Source organism: Zestomonas insulae, assembly GCF_016901015.1.
In the GTDB taxonomy this organism is placed as follows: Bacteria; Pseudomonadota; Gammaproteobacteria; order Pseudomonadales; family Pseudomonadaceae; genus Aquipseudomonas; species Aquipseudomonas insulae.
Genome location: NZ_JAFEUP010000005.1, coordinates 357,200 through 382,189, shown reverse-complemented (window position 1 = coordinate 382,189; position 24,990 = coordinate 357,200). Strand labels below are relative to the sequence as shown.

Here is a 24,990-nt window from a genome sequence, read left to right as displayed (position 1 = left end):
GTGACGCCGTTCGTGCAGTTTCGTCGCTAACTCCTTGGCCACTGGCCACTATTTTCCGCCAGCGCTCTAGCCCGCAGTTCTGGCCTGGGCTTTGCCAGAAGTGTTGCAAAACGTGTCGAGATACGGCGCGTTGCACACCCCGACTGGCCGGACCGCGCATGACCCGCGCCCGGCCACAACCCGCCCTGCGGGGCGAAGGATGGATGGCATGAAGCAGCGAGCCGGCGTCAGCCCGTTGCCGCGCGTGGCGGCGCTCACCTACGCACTGCTGATCGGCCTGGGCCTGCCTGCGCTGGGCCTGGCCAGTTCGATGGACGACGAGAACCCGCCGCCGCCCACCGACCCCTCGGCCTACCGCGATCCGCCGGAGGACGAGGCGGCGGCCAACGCCGAGCTGGCCCTCGAGGCCGAGGCCAACGAAGGCTCGCTGGAGCTGCCCAACTACACCCAGGGCAGCAAGACCACCACCACGCGCGCGGAAAACGTCCTGCCGCCGGCCCAGCAGACCTCCTACAACTACCCCACCAATGGTAAGCCCAGCCCGTTGTTCGGCGCCCAGCCGTTCACCCAGCAACTGTTGCTGTTCGAGGAATTCGGCCCGACCCGTCTCGACCCGACCACTCCGGCCGGCGAGCTGAGTTTTCCGCTGCCCAGCAAGGGCGAGGCGCCGGAGCAGGACCCCACCAGCATCGCCCGCAGCAGCCCGGCCGGCAGCGCGCTGGACGCCTTCCTGCGCCAGCCGGGGCTGAGCCCGTTCCCCGCGCAGTACGCCGACGTGCTCGACCGCAATCCCTGGCAGCGGCCGATCGAGGACTTCCTCAACCGCGCGCCGGTCGGCTCGCCGGCGGAGGGCCGGCCGCCTGGCAAGGGCTGGTCGCACCAGCGCTGGAACGAGTTCTACCCGCAGGCCGCCTACACCACCCTGCAGGGCGGCGCGCGGGTTAACGGCGGGGCACGCGACAGCCTGCAGCTGCACGGCTACCGGCTCGGCGAGTTCGGCCCCGGCGGGCTCTATCACAACAGCGCCGGCGTGGCGGCCACCGATGGCACGACGAAGGGCATCGCGATTCGCTTCCATCCGAAGATGCCGGTGCAGAACCACAAGAGCCTGTGGACCTTCGATGGCACCCTGCCGCCCAAGCTGCTGATGGTGCGCTACGGCCAGCCGCTGCTGATGCGTCACTACAACGCGCTGCCGATCGATCCGGCGGCCAACCGCGGCTTCGGCCTGCACACCATCAGCACCCACGAGCACAACGGCCACACCCCGGCGGAGAGCGACGGCTACGCCAATGCGTTCTTCTTCCCCGGGCAGTTCTACGACTACCGCTGGCCGCTGCAGTTGGCCGGCTACGACAGCATCAATACCGACGCTTCCGACCCGCATGCGGCGTTCCCCTGCGCCGAGGGCGAGACGCTGTGGGTCAACGATGCCCAGCCGGGGATGAAGACCTGCCAGAACGGCAAGATCCAGATTCGCGGCGACTGGCGCGAGACCATGAGCAGCCACTGGTTCCACGACCACATGCTCGATTTCACCGCGCAGAACGTCTACAAGGGCAACGCCGCGATGATGAACTACTACAGCGCCGTGGACCGCGGCAACGAGGCGTTCGACGACGGCATCAACCTGCGCCTGCCGAGCGGCTCGGCGCTGCCCTGGGGCAACCGCGACTACGACGTCAACCTGGTGATCGCCGACAAGGCCTGGGATCAGGACGGCCAGCTGTGGTTCAACCCGTTCAACACCGACGGCTTCATCGGTGACCAACTGATGGTCAACTGGCAGTGGAAGCCGAGCCTCGACGTGCGCGCGCGCAGCTATCGCTTGCGCATCCTCAACGGCTCGGTGTCGCGCTACCTGAAGCTGGCGCTGGTCCGCGAGGTCAAGGGCAAGGGCGGCGAGTTTGCCGGGCCGAAGGACGCCGGGGTGTCCTATGCGCGGGTGCCGTTCCACCTGATCGGCAACGACGGCAACCTGATGGAGCACAGCGTGCCGTTCGACGGCAGCATGGACCTCGACGGCGATGGCAACCGTAAGGACCACTTCGCCATCCTGCCGACCCAGGGCGTCGCCGAGCGCTACGACCTGATCGTCAACTTCGCCAAGAGCGGCATCCAGCCCGGCGACAAGCTGTTCCTGGTCAACCTCAAGGAGCACCAGACCGGCAAGGGCTCGAAGCGGGACATCGAGCTGGCCGACGTGCTCTCCGAGAAGTACAAGGCGGTGATCAAGGACGCCGACCGGCCGGGCCGGGCGCAGTGGGACAAGGGCGATCCGGCGGTCGGCCTGATCCTGCAGTTCAACGTCAAGGCCTACAGCGGCCAGGACCTGAGCATGGACCCGGTGGCCTACGAGCCGGCCAAGCCGGGCAAGGCCGAGGGCAAGCGGATGATCCCGCTGACCCTGCACCGCGACAACCCGACCGACCAGGCCAAGCTCGCCCAGGCCCGCCATCGCAGCTTCGTGTTCGGCCGCTCCGACGGCACCGACGCCGCGCCGTGGACGGTCAAGGCCGACGGCGGCTTCGGCTACAGCATGGACCCACGGCGGATCAGTGCTTCGCCGCAGTTGGCCAGTGGCGCCACCGACGCCGGCTTCAGCGGCGACGGCACCCTCGAGGTGTGGAAGATCCAGAACGGCGGCAACGGCTGGGGCCATCCGGTGCACGTGCACTTCGAGGAGGGCGTGGTGCTCAGCCGCGGCGGCAAGGCGCCGCCGGAGTGGGAGAAGTGGGCGCGCAAGGACGTCTACCGGGTCGGCGACGAGGACGACTCGCTGGACAACGTGGAGATCGCCGTGCGCTTTCGCGAGTTCGCCGGCACCTACATGGAGCACTGCCACAACACCCAGCACGAGGACAATTCGATGCTGCTGCGCTGGGACCTGGAGCATCCCGGGCAGTTCCAGCTGATGCCCACGCCACTGCCGACCTGGGACGGCGTCAGCTACGTCAACTCGGTGGCGCTGCCGACCTTCCGCAGCGGCCAATGAACCCGCCGCGGGCGGCGGTGCCGCCGTCCGCGTCGGCTGTACAGGAGATCCGCCCATGGCTGGCAAACTGATCGTCGGCGCGCTGCTCGGCGTCGCCCTGCTCGGCGCCATCAGCCTCGCCGTGCTGCACGGCCGCGCCGCTGGACCGGTTGCCCCGCCGACAGAGGCCAAAGGCTCGCCGTGGGGCCGCGAGTACTTTCCCAACCCCGAGCTGATCAGCCAGGACGGCCGACGGCTGCGCTTTTACGACGACCTGATCGCCGGCAAGGTGGTGGCGATCAACTTCATCTTCACCGGCTGCGGCGACAGCTGTCCGCTGGAGACCGCGCGCTTGCGTCAGGTGCAGAAACTGCTCGGCGCGCGGGTCGGCCAGGACATCCATTTCTACTCGATCAGCATCGACCCGCTGCACGACACCCCGGCGGTGCTCAAGCAGTTCGCCGACAAGTTCCAGGTCGGCCCCGGCTGGCTGTTCCTCACCGGCGACTTCGCCGAGATCAGCGCGCTGCGCGAGAAGCTCGGCCTGCTCGCCGCCGGCGACGACCCGGCGCAACTGGGCAACCACAACCTCAGCATGATCATCGGCAACCAGGCCAGCGGGCGCTGGATGAAGGCCTCGCCGTTCGAGAACCCGTACATCCTCGCCGACCGCCTGGGCAATTCGCTGCACAACTGGCAGGCCGCGGACAGCCACCCCAACGACTACGCCCAGGCCCCGGCGCTGCGCACGCCAAGCGCCGGCGAGCAGCTGTACCGCACGCGCTGCTCGGCCTGTCACACGCTCGGCGAGCAGCATGCCAGCGAGCTGCGCGCCATCGGCCCGGACCTGCTCGGCGTCACCCGCCTGCGCGAGCGTGACTGGTTGCGCCGCTGGCTGAAGGCGCCGGATGCGCTGCTCAAGCAGCACGACCCGCTGGCCGTGCAGCTCTACGAGCGCTACAACCGCGTGGCGATGCCCAACCTGCGCCTCGGCGACGTCGAGGTCGAGGCGCTGCTCGGTTATTTGGAGGACGAGACCGAGCGCCTGCAGCCGCGCCGTGCGGGCAGCGCGCAGGCCGCGGTGGTGCGCTAGCGCGGTAGGTTGCCGGAACCGCGTAGAGGCAGGCCCGTGTAGGAGCGAATTCATTCGCGATGCAGGCCCGCACCGTGCCTCGCCGATCGCGAATGAATTCGCTCCTACAAAGGCGGCCCGCCGTTTTGGGCCGTGCCGGGCGCAGAAACGAAAAACCCCGGCACTGGACCGGGGTTTTCGTTAACAGGCAGGGGCGTCTTAGTCGACGGCCTTGACCATGTCCTCGATGACTTTCTTGGCGTCGCCAAACACCATCATGGTCTTGTCGAGGTAGAACAGTTCGTTGTCCAGGCCGGCGTAACCGCTGGCCATCGAACGCTTGTTGACGATCACGGTCTTGGCTTTGTAGGCCTCGAGGATCGGCATGCCGGCGATCGGCGACTTCGGATCGTTCTTCGCGGCCGGGTTGACCACGTCGTTGGCACCGAGCACCAGCACCACGTCGGCCTGGCCGAACTCGGAGTTGATGTCTTCCATCTCGAACACTTGCTCGTACGGAACTTCGGCCTCGGCGAGCAGCACGTTCATGTGACCCGGCATACGACCGGCAACCGGGTGGATCGCGTACTTCACGGTCACGCCACGGTGGGTCAGCTTCTCGGCCAGTTCCATCAGCGCGTGCTGGGCACGGGCCACCGCCAGGCCGTAGCCCGGAACGATGATCACGGTGTCGGCGTTGGTCAGCAGGAACGCGGCGTCGTCGGACGAACCGGACTTCACCGGACGGGCTTCCTTGGCGCCAGCCGGGCCGGCGTCTTCAGCCGCACCACCGAAACCACCGAGGATGACGTTGAAGAACGAACGGTTCATCGCCTTGCACATGATGTACGAGAGGATCGCACCGGAGGAACCGACCAGCGAACCGGCGACGATCAGCATCGAGTTGTTCAGCGAGAAGCCGATACCGGCCGCCGCCCAGCCCGAGTAGCTGTTGAGCATCGACACCACCACCGGCATGTCGGCGCCGCCGATCGGGATGATGATCAGCACGCCGATCACGAACGCCAGGGCGACCAGCACCGCGAAGGCGGTCAGGTTGCCGGTGAACATGAACAGCAGACCGAGGGCGATGATTGCCACGCCAACTAGCAGGTTGAGCATGTGCTGGCCCTTGAACTGCACCGGTGCGCCCTGGAACAGGCGGAACTTGTACTTGCCCGACAGCTTGCCGAAGGCGATCACCGAACCGGAGAAGGTGATGGCACCGATGGCCGCGCCGAGGAACAGCTCCAGGCGGTTACCGGCCGGGATGGCGTCGCCCAGTTGCGCGACGATGCCCAGCGATTGCGGCTCGACGACGGCAGCGATGGCGATGAACACCGCGGCCAGACCGATCATGCTGTGCATGAAGGCCACCAGCTCCGGCATCTTGGTCATCTCGACGCGCTTGGCCATGATCGAACCGGCGGTGCCGCCGACCAGCAGGCCAACCAGCACGTAGCCCAGGCCGGTGGCTGCGCCACCTTCACCGAGCTGTGCGGCGAGCTTGAACACTAGGCCGATGGTGGTGACCACGGCGATGCCCATACCGATCATGCCGAAGGCGTTGCCTTTGCGCGAGGTGGTCGGGTGGGACAGGCCTTTGAGCGCCTGGATGAAGCAGATCGAAGCGATCAGGTAGAGAACAGTGATCAGGTTCATGCTCATGGTCAGTGTTTCTCCGCCTGCGCTTTAGGCGCCTTCTTCTTGAACATTTCCAGCATGCGGCGGGTTACCAGGAAGCCACCGAATACGTTGACCGCGGCCAGAGCCACGGCCAGGGTGCCCATGGTCTTGCCCAGCGGGGTGACGGTCAGCGCGGCGGCCAGCATGGCGCCGACGATGACGATCGCCGAAATGGCGTTGGTCACGGCCATCAGCGGGGTGTGCAGGGCCGGGGTAACGTTCCACACCACGTGGTAGCCAACGTAGATGGCCAGCACGAAGATGATCAGGTTGTAGATGCCGTGGGAGATCAGCATGTCTTCCATTGTCTGGCTCCTTATCCGTTCTTGCGTACGACTTGGCCGTCGCGGCACATCAGGCACGCGGCGACGATGTCGTCTTCGAGATTGAGGTGGAACTTGCCTTCGCCGTCGATGACCAGCTTGAGGAAGTCCTGCAGGTTGCGCGCGTACAGGGCCGAAGCGTCTGCCGGCACCATGGCCGCCAGGTTGCTGTAGCCGACGATGGTCACGCCGTGCTTGATCACCACCTGTTCGGCTTCGGTCAGCGGGCAGTTGCCACCCTGAGCAGCGGCCAGGTCGATGACCACGGAGCCGGGTTTCATCTCCTTGACGGTTTCTTCCTTGAGCAGCACCGGAGCGGCACGGCCAGGAATCAGCGCGGTGGTGATGACGATGTCAGCCTGCTTGGCGCGCTCGTGCACGGCCTGGGCCTGACGGGCCATCCAGCTGGCCGGCATCGGACGGGCGTAGCCGCCAACGCCAACGGCGCATTCACGCTCTTCGTCGGTCTCGTACGGCACGTCGACGAACTTGGCGCCCAGCGATTCGATCTGCTCTTTCACCGCCGGACGCACGTCCGAGGCCTCGATCACCGCACCCAGGCGCTTGGCCGTGGCGATGGCCTGCAGGCCGGCAACACCGGCACCGAGGATGAGGATGCGCGCGGCCTTCACGGTACCGGCAGCGGTCATCAGCATCGGCATGAAGCGCGGATAGTGGTGCGCAGCCAGCAGCACGGCCTTGTAGCCGGCGATGTTGGCTTGCGAGGACAACACGTCGAGGCTCTGTGCCCGCGAGGTGCGCGGTGCCGCTTCGAGGGCAAAGGCGGTGATGCCGCGCTCGGCCATCTTGGCGATGGTCTCGTTGTTGAACGGATTGAGCATGCCGACCAGTACGGCGCCGGACTTGAACTGGGCCAGTTCGGCATCGTTGGGGGCGACCACCTTGAGCACCAGATCGGCGCCAAAAGCGTCTGCGGCAGTACCGATCTTGGCACCGACAGCCTCATAGGCACTGTCCGGGACGCTGGCGTTGACGCCGGCGCCTGCCTGGACGGTGACCTGATGGCCAGCGCCGATCAGTTTCTTAATGGTTTCCGGGGTCGCGGCAACCCGCGTCTCGCCGGTGGAGGTCTCGAAGGGAACACCAATGTGCACGTTTGCATCTCCTGCGTGATCGTTTTTTTCATGACCAGCGCACTACGTTGGCGTGCTGGGGGCGGATCATCACAAACCCGCAAAGCGGGTATGAAACCGGCGGGGCGCGGCATTTTGCAGGTGAACGGGAGTGCCTTCAAGAATTTATGGAGTTTTGAAATCGCATAACTACAAGTTATCGATCCATAGCGATCTTTCATGCGTCCTTCAGACCCCATGCTGCCTGGCTCCGGCCGCTGTCCGCCTGGCCTGCGGCGGATTTCTCCACTCACGCGGTGAATGCCCGTTCATCGAAAAGGCCGGGGTCGCGGCGGCGTTGCGTAAGGTGTTCAAAATTCTGCTCGGGCGTTGCCGAACGGGCATTTCAGCCATTAGCGGCGACGCTTTTGATGTAGTGCCATAAAAACTGACTACGGGGGCAGGAAATGGTGGATGGCCGCGCGCGGCGGGGCTTGGCGCTGATCGCCATACCCGGAGGGCGGTAGCGTGGCGTCAGTTGGAAGGTTTGACGGAGGGGTTGCCGCCCCGCGACGCGGGTCGCGGGGCGGCAGCAGGGGCACTAGCGCACGCCGGACTGGCGCAGCGCGGCGGGGGTAAAGTCGGCAAAGCTGGCGGTGCCGCCATACTCGATGCCGCGTTTTTCCTCGTTGCGCATGCCGTTGGCGACATAGCGGCCGGCGGTCAGGTCATACAGGGTTTCCACGGCATAGATCGACGCCTGCTGGCCATAGTGCTGGATGGCGTGACCCTCGCCGACCCGCCACAGCTGGCCGCGGCCGTCGTAGTGGTCGGCTTCGGCGGCCTGCCAGCTGTCCTCGTCGAAGAACAGGTCGCGCTTGGCATAGATGTGCCGTTCGCCGGCCTTCAGCGTGGCCACCACGTGCCAGACGCGGTGCAGCTCATACCGCGCGAGGTCCTGGTTGATGTGCCCGGCCTTGAGGATGTCGCTGTATTTCAGCTTGTTGGATTCCAGCCGGTAGCTGTTATAGGGGATGTACAGCTCCTGCTTGCCGACCAGTTTCCAGTCGTAGCGGTCCGGCGCGCCGTTGTACATATCGAAGTTGTCCGAGGTACGCAGCCCGTCGGATGCGGTGCCCGGGCCGTCGTAGGCGACCTGCGGGGCGCGCCGCACGCGGCGCTGACCAGCGTTGTAGACCCAGGCCATGCGCGGTTCCTTGACCTGGTCGAGGGTCTCGTGGACCAGCGTGACGTTACCGGCCAAGCGTGCCGGTGCGGTGACTTCCTGGCGGAACAGCAGCAGCAGGTTGGAGCCCTGATCCTTGGAGAGGTCCGGCATGCTGTCGGGGTAGGCGACCTGGTCCTCGAACTTCACCGCGGTGAAGCTGCCGTTGGTCTGCGGCGAGGCCTGGGCGAGCAGGCGCTTGGCGTTGCCGCCGCGGTAGCGGGTGATGTGGTTCCACACCACCTCGACGCCATTCTTCGGAATCGGGAAGGCGTAGTAGTGGGTGTCGGCGAAATTGCTCAGGCCGTTGCCGCCATCGATCGACTGCGTCTGCACGGCGCTGCGCTTGGCGATCGCGTAGATCGCGTCGGGCGCGTTGGCGGTGCGCCGAGTCTTGAACACCGGCATCTTGTAGGTGCTGGCGTAGCGCTTGAACATCGCCAGCTGACCGGGGGTGAGCTTGTCCTTGTACTGCTCGGCGTTCTGCGCGGTGATGGTGAACTCCGGCTGATCGCTGGCGAACGGGTCGCTGAGGAAGCCGTTGCTGATCGGCGCCGCGTTGGTCGGCAGGCCGCCGTCGTAGGCGGGGATCTTGCCGTCGGCGCTGCCTTCCTTCTCGGCGCCCAGTGGCGTGAGTTTGGTGCCGAGCTGGTCGGCTTCTTGTTGGGAAACTGCCGCCATCACACTGCTGGCCAGCAGCGACAGCGCCAGAAAACTGCACGGCAGGAAGCGAGAGCTATTCATGGTGCTAGACCTTTGCTGTTGTCGTGTTCAGAAGTACACGCCGCAGCGGCAGGCGACGACTACCGGACGATCGCCCCATGAGCCGGCAGGCTCGGGCTGGCGGTGTTGATGGTGCTGGTACTCCAGTGGGGCCGAGCTACTGGCTTTCGGCCTGCATCCAGTGTGGACCGGAACCTGGCATTGCGTTTGTCGGCCAGACATCTGGTCGAGAACTGGCCCACAACTTTACCCATCTGGGTAGGTGAATGCCGCTAGAGCCCGGCGTCAGTCCGGTAAGTGCGGGCGGCTTCCAGCAGCCAGTCGCGGAACGCGCGCAGCGCGGCGGACTCGACCTTGCGCTCGGGAATCATCAGGTAATAGGCGCCTTCGCCGACGCAGCTGTGCGGCAGCGCCACCACCAGGCGGCCGTCGGCCAGCTCACGCTCGATCAGGAACGGCGGGATCAGCGCCACGCCCATCGCGTGGCTGGCCGCCTGGGCGAGCATCGAGAACAGCTCGTAGCGCGGCCCGCCGAGGTCCTGCGCGGGGCTCAGGCCGAGCGAGTTGAACCACTGCCGCCAGGCATACGGGCGGGTGGTCTGCTGCAGCAGCGGCAGCTCGGCGATGGCCGCCGCATCGAGCTGGCTGCGCCCGGCGAGCAGGCTCGGGTGACACACCGGCTGCGAGTTCTCCTGCATCAGGAAATGCGACTCGGTGCCCGACCAGTCGGCGTCGCCGAAGTAGATCGCCGCGTCGAACTCGGTGTCGGCGAACAGGAACGGCCGGGTGCGGCTGCTCAGGTTGACCGTCACCTCAGGGTGCCGCTGCTGGAACTCCTTGAGGCGCGGCAGCAGCCATTGCGTGCCGAAGGTCGGCACCACCGCCAGCTCGATGCTCATCGCGCCCTGCTGGCCCATCATCGCCCGCGTGTCGCGTTCCACCGCGTCGAGCTGGGCGGCGACCTTGCGGCTGTAGCTGAGCCCGGCCTCGGTGAGCTTGACGCCGCGCCGCGAGCGGCGGAACAGCGCCACGCCGAGGAAGCTCTCCAGCCCGGCGATCTGCCGGCACACCGCGCTCTGGGTCAGCGCCAGCTCGTCGGCGGCCTTGGTGAAGCTCTGGTGGCGAGCCGCCGATTCGAAAGCCACGAGGGCCGCGGTGCTGGGGATCTTGCGACGCATCTATGCAGTGCTCTCACTCTGAACCAATGAAAGTGACCGCTTAACCTCTCACGAAGTGAGTAAATCGCACAATAGCGTGCGAAATCCTCGTTTGCTCGCAGCGCCTGACGGGCCTAGCATCAATCCATCTGTTGGCCGCCCGGTGCGCGGCCCGCCCCACCCACGAGGATTCCGCACATGGCCGGCAAAGCAAGCTTCAACTGGGAAGACCCCCTGCTGCTCGATCAGCAACTGACCGAAGAAGAGCGCATGGTGCGCGACACCGCTCGCCAGTACGCCCAGGACAAGCTGGCGCCGCGCGTGCTGGAAGCCTTCCGCCACGAGCGCACCGATGCGTCGATCTTCCGCGAGATGGGCGAGCTCGGTCTGCTCGGCGCGACCATTCCCACCGAGTACGGCGGCAGCGGCCTGAACTACGTGTGCTACGGGCTGATCGCCCGTGAAGTCGAGCGCGTCGACTCCGGCTACCGCTCGATGATGAGCGTGCAGTCCTCGCTGGTGATGGTGCCGATCTACGAGTTCGGCAACGAAGCGACCAAGCGCAAGTACCTGCCCAAGCTGGCCAACGGCGAATACATCGGCTGCTTCGGCCTGACCGAGCCGAACCACGGTTCCGACCCGGGCTCGATGATCTGCCGGGCGAAGAAAGTCGACGGCGGCTATCGCCTGTCCGGCAGCAAGATGTGGATCACCAACAGCCCGATCGCCGACGTGTTCGTGGTCTGGGCCAAGGACGACGCCGGCGAGATCCGCGGCTTCGTGCTCGAGAAGGGCTGGGAAGGCCTGAGCGCGCCGACAATCCACGGCAAGGTCGGCCTGCGCGCCTCGATCACCGGCGAGATCGTCATGGACAACGTGTTCTGCCCGGAAGAGAACGCCTTCCCCGACGTGCGCGGCCTGCGTGGCCCGTTCACCTGCCTGAACTCCGCCCGCTACGGCATCAGCTGGGGCGCGCTGGGCGCCGCCGAGTTCTGCTGGCACACCGCCCGCCAGTACACCCTGGACCGCAAGCAGTTCGGCCGCCCGCTGGCCGCGACTCAGCTGGTGCAGAAGAAGCTCGCCGACATGCAGACCGAGATCACCCTGGCCCTGCAAGGTTGCCTGCGCCTCGGCCGAATGAAGGACGAGGGCACCGCGGCGGTGGAAATCACCTCGATCATGAAGCGCAACAGCTGCGGCAAGTCGCTGGATATCGCCCGTGTGGCGCGCGACATGATGGGTGGCAACGGCATCAGCGACGAATTCGGCGTGGCCCGCCACCTGGTCAACCTCGAGGTGGTCAACACCTACGAAGGCACCCATGACGTGCACGCGCTGATCCTCGGCCGCGCGCAGACCGGCATCCAGGCGTTCTTCTAAGCACACCACACGCCTGCTTTCTCCCCTCTCCCCCCCGAGAGAGGGGCCGGGGGTAAGGGTTCTCGCTACACCGCTGCACCGTCCCTCACCCTAACCCTCTCCCAAAGGGAGAGGGAATCAGTCCCACGTTCCCGGAGTCGTCCATGTCCGCTGCCCTGTCCAACATCCGCGTGCTCGACCTCTCGCGCATCCTCGCCGGGCCCTGGGCCGGGCAGATCCTCGCCGACCTCGGCGCCGAGGTGATCAAGGTCGAGCGCCCGGGCGTGGGCGACGACACCCGCGGCTGGGGGCCACCCTACCTGCAGGACGCCAACGGGCATAACACCGACGAGGCGGCCTACTACCACGCCGCCAACCGCAACAAACAGTCGGTGACCATCGACTTTACCCAGCCCGAAGGCCAGCGCCTGGTCCGCGAGCTGGCGGCGAAGTCCGACGTGGTCATCGAGAACTTCAAGGTCGGCGGCCTGGCTGCCTACGGCCTCGATTACGCCGCGCTGAAGGCGCTCAATCCGAAGCTGATCTACTGCTCGATCACCGGCTTTGGCCAGGACGGGCCGTACGCCAAGCGCGCCGGCTACGACTTCATGATCCAGGGCCTCGGCGGGCTGATGAGCCTGAGCGGGCACCCGGACGGCGAGCCCGGTGCCGGGCCGATGAAAGTCGGCGTGGCACTCACCGACATCCTCACCGGCCTCTATTCGGCGGTGGCGATCCTCGCCGCGCTGGCGCACCGCGACCGCACCGGCGAAGGCCAGTCGATCGACATGGCGCTGCTCGACGTGCAGGTCGCCTGCCTGGCCAACCAGGCGATGAACTACCTGACAACCGGCACGCCGCCCAAGCGCCTGGGCAACGCGCACCCGAACATCGTGCCGTATCAGGATTTCCCCACCGCGGACGGCAACATGATCCTGGCGATCGGCAACGACAGCCAGTTCCGCAAGTTCTGCGAGGTCGCCGGCCTTCCGGCTTTGGCCGGCGATTCGCGTTTTTCCACCAATTCGGCTCGGGTCGCGCATCGCGCCGAGCTGATCCCGCTGCTGCGTCAGACCACGGTGTTCAAGAGCACCGCCGAGTGGATCGCGCTGCTCGAGCAGGCTGGCGTGCCGTGCGGGCCGATCAACAATCTGGCGGAGATGTTCGCCGACCCGCAGGTGATCGCCCGCGGCCTGCGCCTCGACCTGCCGCACCCGGTCGCCGGCAGCGTGCCGCAGGTCGCCAGTCCGCTGCGCCTGTCGGCCAGCCCGGTGGAGTACCGGCATGCCGCGCCGCAACTCGGCGCGCACACCGACGCGGTGCTGCAGGGCCTGCTCGGCCTGGATGCCGCGCGCCTCGCCGAGTTGCGCGCCGCCAAGGTGGTGTAGCTCGCGGCACGCCGGCTGGCCGGCGTGCGCTCCCCTGCGGTGCGGTTGGACCGCGGTCGATTCCCCGGCTAGCGTTGCCTCATCTTCCCAGGAGGCCGCCCATGCCCAGCATCGACCCGACCCGCGAACAGCTGAAGACCTTCGTCGAGCGCATGCCTGACGACACGCCGATCCTCATGCTCAACCTGCTGCGTTTCCGCGAGCAGGCTGCCTACCCGGCCGACAGCACGCACTCGCCGTGCAGCGGTCGGGTCGCCTACGCACGCTACAGCCTCACCGCGCTGGCCAAGGTGCAGGCGCTCGGTGGCGAGGTGCAGGCGCTGGCCGCCGCGCACGCCACGCTGATCGCCCCGCCGGGCGAGGACTGGGACGAGTTGCTGCTGGTGCGCTACCCATCGAAGGCGGCGTTTCTCGGCATGCTCGCCGACCCGGAGTACCGCGCTGCCACCGTGCACCGCACCGCCGCGCTGGCCGATGCGCGCCTGATCGGCACCACTCCGCGGCATGAGCCGGCCGGCGAGTATCCCCAGCCGTTCGCCTGAGCGGCGCGTCACTGGCCGCTGGCGCGGCCAGCCTGTATAAGCCGGGAACCTGCCGTGGCTCAGTCCCGGCGCCAGCGGAACCGCACCGATGAGCCTGACCTCCACCTACGCCGCGCAGGAGCCCAGCCGCGCCGCCGTCGACGCGCTACCCGGCGCCACCCTGATCGAGTTCGGCGCGCCCTGGTGCGGCCATTGCCAGGCCGCCCAGGCGCCACTCGCCGCGGCGCTGGCCCTGCAGCCAGAGTTGCGTCATCTGAAGATCGAGGACGGCCGCGGCCGCCGCCTGGGCCGCTCGTTTCGCGTCACCCTGTGGCCGACGCTGATCCTGCTGCGCGACGGCACGGAACTGGCGCGCCTGGTACGGCCGCGCGATGCGGCGAGCATCGCAGCGCTGTGGCAACAGCTGGCTGCCGAGCAGCCGAGCTAGGCAGCCACCTGCGGCCTATTCGTTGAGCGCCGTGGACATGCCGCGCGCCTGGCGCTGCAGCGCCAGTTCGGCGACGTGCAGGCTCAGCACGGCGAGGTCGTGGGACTTGCCGTCGGGGTCCTTGACGTGGTCGCGGAGCACCGCTTCGGCGTGGAAGCCGAGCTCCTCGAAGACCACGATCGCCGCGCTCTGGTCGACGGTCATCTGCACCACCAGCTTCTCCAGCTTGAGCTTGAGCGCCAGCTTGAAGCTCTCCTCGATCAGCCCGCGGCCCAGCCCGCGACCGCGCCAGGCCGGGGCGATCAGCACGCGCAGCTCGCCGACGTGCCGCGACCAGGACAGCACGTCGGTGACGATCGCCGTGCAGCCGACCAGTTGCTCGCCCTGGTAGGCGACCAGGCTGGTGATCACGCCGTCCTCGACCGCCTGCAACCAGGCGGCGATGACCTTGGGGTGCTGCACGTCGCGCTGCACGAACAGCAGGTCATGGGTCGGCAGGGTGGCCAGGAAGGCGCGTACCGCCGCGCCGTCGGCGCTGCACATGTGGCGCAGCTCGATGCTCGCCGCGCCGCAGTGCAGCGTGCGTGGATAGCCGCGCGAAACGGACTTGCTCATAGCGATCTTCTCCCTAGCCATTGATCCAGCGCCGGCCACATCCGGCGCACGGCAGCCGGCCCCGCCACCAGGCTGACATGGCCGCCAGGCAGGACGATTTCCTGTTTATCTTGTGAGGCGACTTTTTCCAGCAGCGGCTTGGCGCTGGCCGGCGGCACCAGCGTGTCGTACTCGGCGATCACGTGCAGCAGCGGCACGCGGATCTGCTCCAGCACCACCGCGCGGCCACCGATGCGCAAGGTGCCTTCCATCAGGCCGTTCTTCCACATCAGCTCCTTGACGATCTGCCGGTAGCATTCGCCTGCCAGCGGCACGGCGCTGGCGCCCCACTCGATCATCATCCGGTAGCCCTTCACGTAGTCGTCGTTCCACATGTTGTCCCACAGGCGCAGCTGGCCGGCGAGACGCCCCGCCGGGCGCAGCATGTCGAAGCCCTTGACGATCATCTCCGCCGGGATGATGCCCAGCCGGTCGACCAGGCGATCGACGTCGAAATGCTTGGGATGGGCGACCACGCGGTGCCAGGGCACGTGCTGCCAGTCGATCGGCGTGGTGAAGCACACCAGGTTCTTCAGCGGGCCGTCCGGATGCAGCGCGGCATACAGGGTCGACAGCACGCCGGCCATGCAGTAACCGATCAGCGTCACTTCGGCCTCGCCGCAGTCCTCCTGCACGCGGCGCAGGCAGTCGGGAATGAAGTCGAGCACGTAGTTGTCGAGCTTGAGGTGCTTCTCGTCGGCGCTCGGTGCGTTCCAGTCCACCACGTAGACGTCGTAGCCGCGGTGCAGGAGGAACTCGACCAGGCTCTGGCCCTTGGTCAGGTCGAACAGGTCGGCCTTGTTGATCGGCGCCATCACCAGCAGCACCGGCACCCGGTAGATCTCGTCCGCACTCGGGTGGTAGTGGTAGAGGCTCAGCGTGCCGCGCCGGTGCAGCAGCGTCTTCGGCGTGCGGCCGACCACCGGGCCCGGCGAGCTGAGGTAGTCGAGGCCCTTGAGACGGCGTCGCAGCGCACGCTTGACCTCGCCGCGCAGACGCTCGCTCAGCGGCTTGCCGTCGACCATGCTCAGTGCTCCTGGCGCGCCCGCCGGGCGCTGGGTTGGCTACTGCGCTTGACCCGCGCCTGCGCCTCGGCCAGCGCCTGTTCGGGGACGATGTCCAACGGGCGGCGGGTACGCGGTGGCCGCGCTGCCACCGCCTCGCCCGCGGGCAGCAGCTGATCGAGCTTGTCCTCGACGCGCTGCACGGCACTGGCCAGCGCCTGCACTTCGCTGCGCCGCGGCAGGTCCATGCGCTCGAACACGCAGGTCAGCGACTTCTCGACCAGGTACTGCAGGCCCAGCGAGACCTTGGAGTACTGGTTGAGCGCGCGGGCGAACTCATCGGAGTCCATCTTCTCGGCGGCGAAGGCGTTGACGCGGTTCTCCAGCTTGGTGAGAGCGGCACGACACAATTGCAGGGGATCAGGGATCAGCGAAGGTGCCATGGTCAACTCCAGGTCAAGGGCCAACGGGGTAGGTCTGCTGCGCCGCGCCGAGGGCGAGACGCCTGCCGAGGGGGCGGCGGAACAGTTGTGAGTAAGTCCGGCACGGCCACAGCAGCCAGCGCGTGGCGGCGGCGACGGTGGGCGACAGCTGGCGCAACAGGGTGTCGTGCCAGCCTTCGCTGGCGGTCCACACGGTGAGCAGCGAAGTGGCCACCTCACCCGCCGCGGCCAGTGGCGCGGACCCCGTCGATGGCTGGTCGGCGATCTCCAGGGTCAGGTCGCGGGCGCTCTCGCGGAATGCCGCCGCCAGCCCTGCGCCGATGCGCTGCAGGGCGTCGCGGCTGGCGCCGATCACCGCATCGAAATTGAGGAAGCCGTGGAACTGCCCGGCGTAGTGCAGCAACTCCACCGGCACCCCGGCGGCGCGCAGCTTGGCGGCGTAGTCGAGGCCGTCGTCGCGGATCGGGTCGAAGCCGGCACTCACCAGCAGCGCCGGCGGCAGGCCGTGCAGCTCGCTGCAGCGGCGCGGCGACAGCCAGGGGTCTTCGGGATTCAGGCGGTCCATCGCGTCGGCGATGGTCTGCTTGATGTGTTCCAGGAGGTGGTGGGTGAGCAGGAAGCCCTCGGCGTTCTCCGTCAGCGAGGGAAACTCCTCCACCAGGTCGGTGGCCGGGTAGGCCAGCACCTGCAGACACAACGGCGTGCCACCGCGACGCCGGTTTTCCTGGGCCACCGCGGCGGCGATGTTGCCACCGGCGGAGTCGCCGCCGACGGCCAGGCGCGTGGTGTCGATGCCCAGCGTCGCGCCGTGCTGGGCGACCCACTGCAGCGCGGCGAGGAAATCCTCGCGGCCGGCGTTGAGGTCGTGTTCCGGGGTCAGCCGATAGCGCACGGCGATGCTGATGCAGTCGCCGGCCAGGGCGATGTTGCGGCAGATGCCGTCAGCCGTGTCCAGGCCGCCGACCATGAAGCCGCCACCGTGGCACCAGAGAAACGCCGGCAACGGTTGTTTGCTCTTGCGCGGGGTGAACACGCGCAGTTCGATCGGCCCGGCGGGGCCGTCGATCACCTGTTCGATGACCCGCGCGACCGGCAGGCGGCGGCCCAGCGACAGCGCGGTGAGACGCCACACCTGGCGAATTTCTGTCACCGAGTAGTGCTCCACCGGGCGCAGGCGATTGGCCTGATTGAACAGGCGCAGGAACGCGCGCGCCTCGCGATCGGGCGCGGCGCTGCGCAGCACATGCGGCATGCCGGCGCCGGAGCGGTGGCTGACCAAGGCTGGAGACGGTTGAGGGTCGAGACGCTTTTTTATTCTTTTCATTCGACTGTCCTCCGACGGACGTGGGTACTGCGGGCAATCCCGCTGCCAAAGTACCCTCCGCGAGGCAATCAAAAAGCCACCCAGGATGTGGGGTGGCGTCCGCGCGCCGCAGCGCATTGGGGGCGAAGCCGAGCTGCGTGCCTCCGCTACCCGGATGGGGCGATCCGCAGGACGCGGCAGGTCGACCTGCCCCCGTTATGGCGGGCTCAAGTATTACCGAGTGTAATAGTCGTAACCCTTCTTTCTATTTATAGGTAATTCCCAGCCGGGGGTAGTATCGCCGCCATGCACTGGAGTGCGCCGAGCGGTACTGGCTGTGAGTTGCTGCCTTGCCATAGCTTTGCCGGCCCGCGAGCGCCGCTCCGTTCCAAGAAAAGAAGTACAAGAGGTTCCCGCATGCCCCTGTCCGCACCGCTCACCCGCGAGCATTTCGAACGCCTTGATCGTGATGATCCCCTGGGTGCTTCGCGTGCCCGGTTCGACCTTCCGACTGGCGAGATCTACCTCGATGGCAACTCGCTGGGGGCCATGCCGGCGCATGTGCCGGCGCGTATTGAGCATGTGCTGAAGCAGGAGTGGGCGCAGGGGTTGATCCGCTCGTGGAACGATGCCGACTGGTATCCGGCGCCGCAGCGCACCGGTGGCAAGATTGCGCGATTGATCGGCGCGCAGGCCAATGAAGTGATCGTCGCCGACTCCACCTCCATCAACCTGTTCAAGGTGCTGGTGGCGGCGACCCGCATGCAGCCGGGACGCAAGGTGATCCTCGGCGAGCGGGGCAATTTCCCGACTGACGTGTATGTGGCTTCCGGGGTGGCCGAGCTGACCGGATGCGAGCTGCGCTGCGTCGAGCCGGACGAGGTGCTGGCGGCGCTGAACGACGAGGTCGCGATCCTTTCCCTGACCCATGTGAACTACAAGTCCGGGCGCCGCTACGACATGGCCGCGATCACCGCGCGGGCGCACGAAGTAGGGGCCCTGGTGGTCTGGGACCTGTGTCACTCCGCCGGGGCGATGCCCATCGACCTGAACGGCGCGCAGGCCGACTTCGCCGTCGGCTGTGGCTACAAGTACTTGAACGGCGGTCCCGGCGCGCCGGCTTTCGTCTATGTCGCCGAGCGCCATATTCCCCACGTCCGTCAGCCGCTGACCGGCTGGCACGGGCATGCCCGGCCGTTCGATTTCACCCACGACTACGAAGCGCATCCGACCATCGACCGCCTGCTGGTGGGCACCGCGCCACAGCTGGGCATCCTGGCGCTGGAGGCGGCGCTGGAAATGTTCGACGGCGTCGACATGCAGGTGCTGCGCAACAAGAGCGTGGCGCTGTGCGACCTGTTCATCCAGCTCTGCGACGAACAACTGGCCGGCCTGGGCGTGGAGCTGCGCTCGCCACGCGACGCCGCGCAGCGCGGCAGCCAGGTGTCGCTGGCACATGCCAATGCCTACCCGGTGATGCAGGCGGTGATCGCCCGCGGAGTGATCGGCGACTTCCGTGCGCCGGACATCCTGCGCTTCGGCTTCGCCCCGCTCTACAACAGCTACGTAAACATCTGGGACAGCGTCCAGGCGCTGCGTGAGGTTCTCGAAAGCGGCGAATGGGATTCCCCGGAATTCATCGCCAGGAAGTCGGTGACCTGAGCCCTTCTTGACCAGACCTGAGCCCCCGAACATGACAAAAACAACAAGCTCTTTCGATAATTTGGTCCAGCGCGAGCAGGGCCTGAAGCAAACCCTGAGCAGTGGCCAGCTGTCGATGATCGCCATCGGCGGCGCCATCGGCACCGGGCTGTTCCTCGGCAGCGGTTTCGCCATTGGCTTCGCCGGCCCCAGCGTGCTGCTGAGCTACGCCATCGGTGCGGTGATCGCCCTGTTGCTGATGGGTTGCCTGGCGGAAATGACCGTACGCCACCCGACCTCGGGCTCCTTCGGCTCCTTCGCCGAGTTCTACGTGGCGCCCTGGTTCGGCTTCCTGATCCGCTATGCCTACTGGGCGTCCATCGTCTTCGCGGTGGGCACGGAGATCACCGCGGCGGCCATGTACATGAAGTACTGGTTCCCGGACGTGCCGGGCGGCTACTGGATGATCAGTTTCTCGGCGGCGCTGGTGCTGGCCAACGTGCTCAGCGTCAAGGTGTTCGGCGCCATCGAGTACGTGTTCTCGTTGCTCAAGCTGTGCGCCATCGTCGCCTTCATTCTGCTGGGGGCCTGGGTGGTGTATGGCGCGCCGGCGGATTCGCCGATCGGCTTCGCCAACTACAGCAACGATCGCGGCTTCTTCCCCAATGGTTACTGGGGCACCTGGGTGGCGGTCATCGTGGCGTTCTTCAGCTACCTCAGCATCGAGATGATTGCGGTGGCGGCGGGCGAGGCCAAGGACCCGAAGCGTGCGGTCACCCGCGCCTTCCGCATCACCGTGGTACGCCTGGTGGTGTTCTATCTGCTGACCCTCGCGCTGGTCCTGGCGATCCTGCCCTGGGGGCAGAACAACGGCGGCCAGAGCCCCTTCGTCACGGTGATGCATGCGACCGGCGTGCCCTATGCCGGGGCGGTGTTCAACGCGGTGATCCTGATCGCGGCGCTGTCGGCGATGAATAGCCAGCTGTACATCACCTCGCGGCTGATGTTCAGTCTGGCGCGTGCCGGCCAGGCACCGGCGTTGTTCGGTCGGGTGAGCGCCCGCGGCGTACCGCTGCCGGCCTTGCTGCTGTCGTCGCTGGGGATCGGCCTGGGCACCCTGCTGTACCTCGCCTACCCGAAGGACGCCTTCACCTTGATGATGTCGATCGCCATGTTCGGCGCGATGTTCACCTGGGCTGGGATCTTCCTCACCCACCTGTTCTTCCGTCGTCGTCAGGACAGTGCGTCGCTGGAGTTCCGCCTGTGGGGCTACCCCTGGACCAGCCTGGCCGGCCTGCTGCTGATGCTGGCGGTGATGCTGACCACGCTGTTCACCGAGGAGTTCGCCCTGACCCTGGTCTGCGGGGTGCCCTTCCTGCTGCTGATGGGGCTGATCTACGCGCTGCGCTATCGCAAGTCCCGCGCGGTCGACGGTGAGGCGCCCAGCCCGCTGCCGATCCAGCACTAAGCCCAACTGTCTGGCCCGGAGAACGGGCCGCCCACCCAGGAATCACTCCCCAGGCGCTTCGGCGTCTGGCGGGGAGCGGCTTGCCGCTCATCCCGAGCATTCAGTCGTACGAGGATGTTATGCGCGCTTTCCGCTCCACCCTGTTCCTGATCCCCGCTCTGTTGGCGATGCCAGCACATGCGGCGGCTGCCGCCGAGGGTTGGGGCAGTGTGGTCGAGGACAGCCAGCTCAAGCTGCTGCTGCGCAACTCGTACTTCAACCGCAGCAAGGAGGATGGTCGCGCCGACCAGCGCGACTGGACCCAGGGCATCAACCTCGACTTCGCCTCCGGCTTCACCCCCGGAACCCTCGGGGTCGGTCTGGATGCCTTCGTCTACCAGGGCCTCAAGCTGGATGCCTCGGCGAGCAAGACCGGCACCCGCAACCTGCCGGTGCACGATGACGGCGAGCCGGCCGACGAGTACGCCAAGGCTGGCGCGGCGCTGAAGCTGCGGCTGTCGCAGAGCGAACTCAAGGTTGGCGAGCAGCGCCCGGATACCCCGGTGTTCGGCGTCAGCCACTTCCGCATCGTGCCGCAGACCGCCACCGGCCTCTCGCTGCGCAGCCGCGAGCGCGACGACCTGGAGCTGCAGGCCGGCCATTTCACATCGGCCACCAGCCCGGTGACCACCAACGCCGATGGCGACCTGTGGGCGGTCATGGCCGGGGTCAGCACGCCGCGCGCCGACTATGCCGGTGGCACCTGGCAGTGGGCGCCGGGGCATTCCCTGGCGCTGTACGGGTCGAAATTCGAGGACCTCTGGTACCAGGGTTACGCGAACCTGAGTTCGCGCCTCGTACTGCAAGCCGAGCGCGAAGCGGGGTTGAACCTGACCCTGTACCGCACCACCGAGACCGGCGCGGCGCGGGCGGGCGAGATCGACAACCTGACCCTGGGTGCCTCGAGCTACCTGAAGCTGGGCGATCACCGTTTCCTGCTCGGCCTGCAGAAGGTCCGCGGCGACACGCCTTTCGACTACCTGGGGGTGGGCGACAACGACCGCAAGGGCCGCAACGGCAACGACCAGGGGGCCTCGATCTGGTTGCCCAACTCCGCCCAGTTCTCCGACTTCAACGGTCCCCACGAGCGCTCCTGGCAGGTCCGCTACGACTACTCGTTCGCCGCCTGGGGCCTGCCGGGCAGCTCGCTGATGGTCCGCTACATCCAGGGCGACCAGATCGACGGCCGCGGGATTCCCACCGACAGCCCTTACGCCGGGCGCTACGGGGACGATGGCGCGCATCAGGAAACCAACGTGGAGCTGCGCTACGTGCTGGCTTCCGGCCCGGCCAAGGGCCTGAGCTTTCGCCTGCGCCAAGCCTGGCATCGCGCCGATAGCGAACAGGGCTCCGGCGACCTCGATGACTTTCGACTCATCACCGATTACCCGCTGGGCATTTTCTAGCGCCTCAGGGGAGGCCGCTTGTCGCGCGGGGAGTAAGTACCAAGGAGTTTGGCGGAATGGATTCCGGCTGTTGTGAAACGCAAAGATTGCCCAATGGGGCGTTAATTGGACGGAGTAAATAATGAAAACAACGTTGCTCTCAGTTAAACCCGCGAGCCCCTTGGTTCGCAGCCGCCTGGCGCTTTCCCTGGCGCTCGGCCTGGTCGCCAGTGCGAGCCTGCATGCCGAAGAGCATGCCCCGATGAACATCACCGATCCCCTCGTCAAGCGCCTGACCGAGCTGGGCCCGGAGCGCATTCCGGCGGAGCCAGCACCGGGCAGCTATGGCATGGACAAGGCCACTGGCAAATTCATCTGGCCGGTGGCTACGCCGTTCTCCCATGAAGGCAAGCCGTTCCCGGGCGAGCTGGATTACTGGGACACCAAGAGCTACATCAAGAACATGAAGGTGGAGGCCTACTACCCGATCGCGGTCGAGCCCTTCCACACCTGGCAGAACATCGTCGACTTCGCCGGCAAGCGCTACCTCTACCAGTACGTGCGCCGCGACCTGAAGATCTTTGACATCAGCAACCCCAAGGACGTGAAGGTCCTGCTGTCCAAGGGCGCACCCTGGGGGCCGGAAGGTCCGGGCGAGGAGGTCAACCCGTACCCGGCGGAGGATTTCTTCGGCGCCGCGTCGATCCAGTGGAACAAGAAGCTCGGCAAAAACATCATGGTGCAGTCCTTCGAGACCCGTCGTTTCGGCGTCCTGAGCGACAAGTACCGTGAGCCTGACAAGGTCGAAGCGATCCGCAAGTCCAAGCACCTCAAGGGCTTCAAGGTCTACGAGATGAATGGCCCGCTGCCGCAGGACTGGAAGCTGATCGCCACCCGCACCACCGACATCGAGCATCCGGATGCGCCGATCGGCGAGCAGCAAGGCTCCGGGGTGCGCGACATTCCCGCCTACTTCGGCGGCGACGTGATGTACGTGGCGGCCGCACCGAGCGACAAGTACGCGCTCACCGAGTACCCCAACGACCTGTACAACTCCGGCTACCAGTCGTGGGACATGTCCGACCCGAGCAACCCCAAGCTGCTCGACGTGCTGACCGTGCCTGGCCAGATCATGGGCGACCCTGAGCACGAAGCGGTGTTCAAGGCCAACCCGCGCTCCGGCAACCGGGCGTCGTGGATGGGCTCGCGCGCGTCGCTGTTCATTCCCAAACCGGTGGAGCAGGGCGGCAAGTACGGTTATGCGGCCATGGGTGGCATGGGCCTGTATGTGGTCGACATCACCGACGCGGCGAACCTCAAGGTGGTCGGCCATCTCGAGTTCCCGGTCAGCGTGGCCGGCACCGAAGGCGACGCCATCGACGTGAGCCAGGTGGAGAAGACCGGGCTGATCTACTTCAGCGGCTACCCGCTGACCGAGGACTGCTACGAGGCGGTGAAGGACATCTACGCCGTGGATGTGAGCGACCCGACCAAGCCGGTCATCAAGCACACCCTGCCGCTGCCGACGCCGCCGGCCGACGCCGCCTTCACCGACTACTGCCAGCGCAAGGGCAGCTTCGGGCCGAAGCGCAGTGGCTACTACACCCAGCCTGGGGTATCGCGTGACGGTATCCTGCCGTACGCCTACTACAACGCCGGCGTGCAGGTGTTCGATGTGCGCAATCCGGACAAGCCGACCATCGGTGCCTACTTCGTGCCGCCGTTCGATACCAAGAACGTCGTCAGCTGGGCGATGGGCAACCTCACCCACGGCACCTACACCGAGTACGACCGCAACCTGATCTGGGTCTTCACCAACCACGGCTTCTATGCGCTGTCGACCCCGCTGCTGGGCGAGCCCAGCTTCGAGGTGCCGAACAAGCCCTGGCCGTCCCGGGACTGAGCCAGACCCGCAAGAACAGTAACACCCAATAAGAAATCAGGCCGCGGCAGCAGGGGAGTGCTGCCGCGAGCCTCTACTCGTTCTATCGGAGCATCTTATGCGCAAATTTCTACTCGCTCTGCCGCTGCTGAGCGGCTACGCCTGTGCGGACGTCGAGGACCTTAAGGCCGTGTCGGGCATCGACGTGATCGAGCTTTCCGGGGTCATCGACGTCAACTACGAGGTGGCCAAGTCCGGTGGTCACACCGAGGAGCGTGCCAACGGCGGCGGCCTGAGCGCCAACCGCCTGCAACTGCATATGCAGGAAGCGGTCACCGACGACCTGTCGCTGAACTGGGTCTATCAGGCGCAGTACAACCCGCATTCGGATGACGATATCGGCAAGCGCGAGACCTATTTCGAGGTCACGTCCAAACGCTGGGGGACGCTCAGCGCCGGCCGCCGGGATACCCCGTCCGCCAACTCTTATGGCTACGCCGACCCGTTGTACAACAACGACTACAGCCTGATCAGCAACGTCATGGTGTTTTATGCGCCGTGGCGTGAAGATGGCCTGTTGATGTACATCAGCCCGCGCATCGATGGTTACGAGTTCCGTGGTGGCGTCGCCGATGGCGAGGACGATGGCAGCCGCGATGGGCAGGTCATCAGTCTCGCCGTGGATCGCTGGACCGACAGCCCCTGGTATTTCTCGGCGGCCGTGGACCGCAAGTACCAGCGCAATCTGTGGGACAAGCACACCATGGAGCAGTCCACCGACGCCTACATGACCGCGGTGTACAGCATGGGCCGCACCGATCTGTCGGCGGTCTACCACCGCTACGTCGGCTACTACGCCTACGCCCCCTGGGTGGATTTCGAGTCCAACGGCAGCGATCTGCAGCTGGGCCTGCGCCACAATTTCGGCAACAAGCACAACGCCACCGTCAGCTTCATCTACAAGGACGACCGCAAGGACGAAGCGCTGAGCGACGCCGCAGCGATCAGCCTCGGCTACATCTACAACTACGACAAGAGCATCGACCTCTACGGCGTCTACGCCTACATCCATCACACGCGTGACAGCGAGATCCGCTACCCGGTCAGCTGGAGTCTGGACAACCCGCTGCCGAACGAGAACCCGCAAGGCATGCAGCTCGGCGTGCGCATCAAGTTCTAAAGCCCCCGCATCCCCGGCAGCCGCCGGGGATGCGCCATTTTT

General features: G+C 66.5%; 20 protein-coding genes. 11 read left to right on the top strand and 9 right to left on the bottom strand.

Translation table 11 applies throughout. The annotated features are described in order from the left end of the window. Window positions 1-208 precede the first annotated feature (208 nt). On the top strand, window positions 209-2,995 hold the full coding sequence (locus JQX08_RS17650; RefSeq protein WP_346727603.1) for a multicopper oxidase domain-containing protein: 2,787 nt from the start codon (window positions 209-211) through the stop codon (window positions 2,993-2,995). 55 nt (window positions 2,996-3,050) lie between these two features. Beyond that, complete coding sequence (locus JQX08_RS17645) at window positions 3,051-4,067, top strand: SCO family protein (RefSeq protein ID WP_205349722.1); 1,017 nt, start codon at window positions 3,051-3,053, stop codon at window positions 4,065-4,067. A 198-nt stretch (window positions 4,068-4,265) separates the two neighbouring features. Here the strand turns inward: JQX08_RS17645 and JQX08_RS17640 are convergent, their stop codons facing one another. The 5 genes from JQX08_RS17640 to JQX08_RS17620 all read right to left on the bottom strand — a co-directional run bounded on the left by JQX08_RS17640 (window position 4,266) and on the right by JQX08_RS17620 (window position 10,254). Beyond that, complete coding sequence (locus tag JQX08_RS17640) at window positions 4,266-5,714, bottom strand: NAD(P)(+) transhydrogenase (Re/Si-specific) subunit beta (RefSeq protein WP_205349721.1); 1,449 nt, start codon at window positions 5,712-5,714, stop codon at window positions 4,266-4,268. A 2-nt stretch (window positions 5,715-5,716) separates the two neighbouring features. Beyond that, window positions 5,717-6,037, bottom strand: a complete 321-nt coding sequence (locus JQX08_RS17635) for an NAD(P) transhydrogenase subunit alpha part 2 (RefSeq protein WP_119891632.1) — start codon at window positions 6,035-6,037, stop codon at window positions 5,717-5,719. Between the two features lie 11 nt (window positions 6,038-6,048). Next, complete coding sequence (locus JQX08_RS17630) at window positions 6,049-7,170, bottom strand: Re/Si-specific NAD(P)(+) transhydrogenase subunit alpha (RefSeq protein ID WP_205349720.1); 1,122 nt, start codon at window positions 7,168-7,170, stop codon at window positions 6,049-6,051. A gap of 559 nt (window positions 7,171-7,729) precedes the next feature. Beyond that, a complete protein-coding gene (locus tag JQX08_RS17625; protein ID WP_205349719.1) occupies window positions 7,730-9,097 on the bottom strand; it encodes a DUF1329 domain-containing protein in 1,368 nt (455 codons plus the stop codon). A gap of 251 nt (window positions 9,098-9,348) precedes the next feature. Beyond that, window positions 9,349-10,254 (bottom strand): LysR family transcriptional regulator, encoded by a 906-nt coding sequence (locus JQX08_RS17620; RefSeq protein WP_205349718.1) that lies wholly within the window; start codon window positions 10,252-10,254, stop codon window positions 9,349-9,351. A 177-nt stretch (window positions 10,255-10,431) separates the two neighbouring features. On the opposite strand from JQX08_RS17620, the gene JQX08_RS17615 reads away from it, so the two are divergent. From JQX08_RS17615 to JQX08_RS17600, 4 genes are all read left to right on the top strand, one after another. Continuing rightward, a complete protein-coding gene (locus JQX08_RS17615; protein ID WP_205349717.1) occupies window positions 10,432-11,613 on the top strand; it encodes an acyl-CoA dehydrogenase in 1,182 nt (393 codons plus the stop codon). A 143-nt stretch (window positions 11,614-11,756) separates the two neighbouring features. Continuing rightward, window positions 11,757-12,980: a CaiB/BaiF CoA transferase family protein gene (locus JQX08_RS17610; RefSeq protein ID WP_205349716.1), complete on the top strand. Its 1,224-nt coding sequence runs from the start codon at window positions 11,757-11,759 to the stop codon at window positions 12,978-12,980. 101 nt (window positions 12,981-13,081) lie between these two features. Continuing rightward, window positions 13,082-13,522 (top strand): DUF1330 domain-containing protein, encoded by a 441-nt coding sequence (locus JQX08_RS17605; protein ID WP_205349715.1) that lies wholly within the window; start codon window positions 13,082-13,084, stop codon window positions 13,520-13,522. An 88-nt stretch (window positions 13,523-13,610) separates the two neighbouring features. After that, window positions 13,611-13,949, top strand: a complete 339-nt coding sequence (locus JQX08_RS17600) for a thioredoxin family protein (RefSeq protein WP_205349714.1) — start codon at window positions 13,611-13,613, stop codon at window positions 13,947-13,949. Window positions 13,950-13,964: 15 nt separating this feature from the next. On the opposite strand, the gene JQX08_RS17595 is transcribed toward JQX08_RS17600, so the two are convergent. The 4 genes from JQX08_RS17595 to JQX08_RS17580 are packed head-to-tail and all read right to left on the bottom strand — an operon-like array spanning window position 13,965 to window position 17,374. Then, a complete protein-coding gene (locus JQX08_RS17595; RefSeq protein ID WP_205349713.1) occupies window positions 13,965-14,564 on the bottom strand; it encodes a GNAT family N-acetyltransferase in 600 nt (199 codons plus the stop codon). Next, window positions 14,561-15,628: an alpha/beta fold hydrolase gene (locus JQX08_RS17590; protein WP_205349712.1), complete on the bottom strand. Its 1,068-nt coding sequence runs from the start codon at window positions 15,626-15,628 to the stop codon at window positions 14,561-14,563. The genes JQX08_RS17595 and JQX08_RS17590 overlap by 4 nt, the downstream gene beginning before the upstream one ends. A 2-nt stretch (window positions 15,629-15,630) precedes the next feature. Continuing rightward, on the bottom strand, window positions 15,631-16,050 hold the full coding sequence (locus JQX08_RS17585) for a hypothetical protein (RefSeq protein WP_205349711.1): 420 nt from the start codon (window positions 16,048-16,050) through the stop codon (window positions 15,631-15,633). Window positions 16,051-16,063: 13 nt separating this feature from the next. After that, window positions 16,064-17,374, bottom strand: a complete 1,311-nt coding sequence (locus JQX08_RS17580; RefSeq protein ID WP_205349710.1) for an alpha/beta hydrolase — start codon at window positions 17,372-17,374, stop codon at window positions 16,064-16,066. A gap of 396 nt (window positions 17,375-17,770) precedes the next feature. Between JQX08_RS17580 and kynU the strand changes: the two genes are divergently transcribed. The 5 genes from kynU to JQX08_RS17555 all read left to right on the top strand — a co-directional run bounded on the left by kynU (window position 17,771) and on the right by JQX08_RS17555 (window position 24,948). Continuing rightward, on the top strand, window positions 17,771-19,015 hold the full coding sequence (kynU, locus tag JQX08_RS17575; RefSeq protein ID WP_205349709.1) for a kynureninase: 1,245 nt from the start codon (window positions 17,771-17,773) through the stop codon (window positions 19,013-19,015). Window positions 19,016-19,046: 31 nt separating this feature from the next. After that, entirely contained in the window at window positions 19,047-20,462 is a 1,416-nt protein-coding gene (locus tag JQX08_RS17570) for an amino acid permease (protein ID WP_205349708.1), read from the top strand. Between the two features lie 119 nt (window positions 20,463-20,581). Then, a complete protein-coding gene (locus JQX08_RS17565) occupies window positions 20,582-21,907 on the top strand; it encodes an OprD family porin (protein ID WP_205349707.1) in 1,326 nt (441 codons plus the stop codon). Window positions 21,908-22,028: 121 nt separating this feature from the next. Continuing rightward, window positions 22,029-23,789: an LVIVD repeat-containing protein gene (locus JQX08_RS17560; protein WP_205349706.1), complete on the top strand. Its 1,761-nt coding sequence runs from the start codon at window positions 22,029-22,031 to the stop codon at window positions 23,787-23,789. Between the two features lie 97 nt (window positions 23,790-23,886). Then, the gene (locus JQX08_RS17555) at window positions 23,887-24,948 is read left to right on the top strand and encodes a porin (protein ID WP_205349705.1); all 1,062 of its coding nucleotides are present in this window, start codon (window positions 23,887-23,889) and stop codon (window positions 24,946-24,948) included. The last annotated feature ends 42 nt before the right edge of the window (window positions 24,949-24,990 follow it).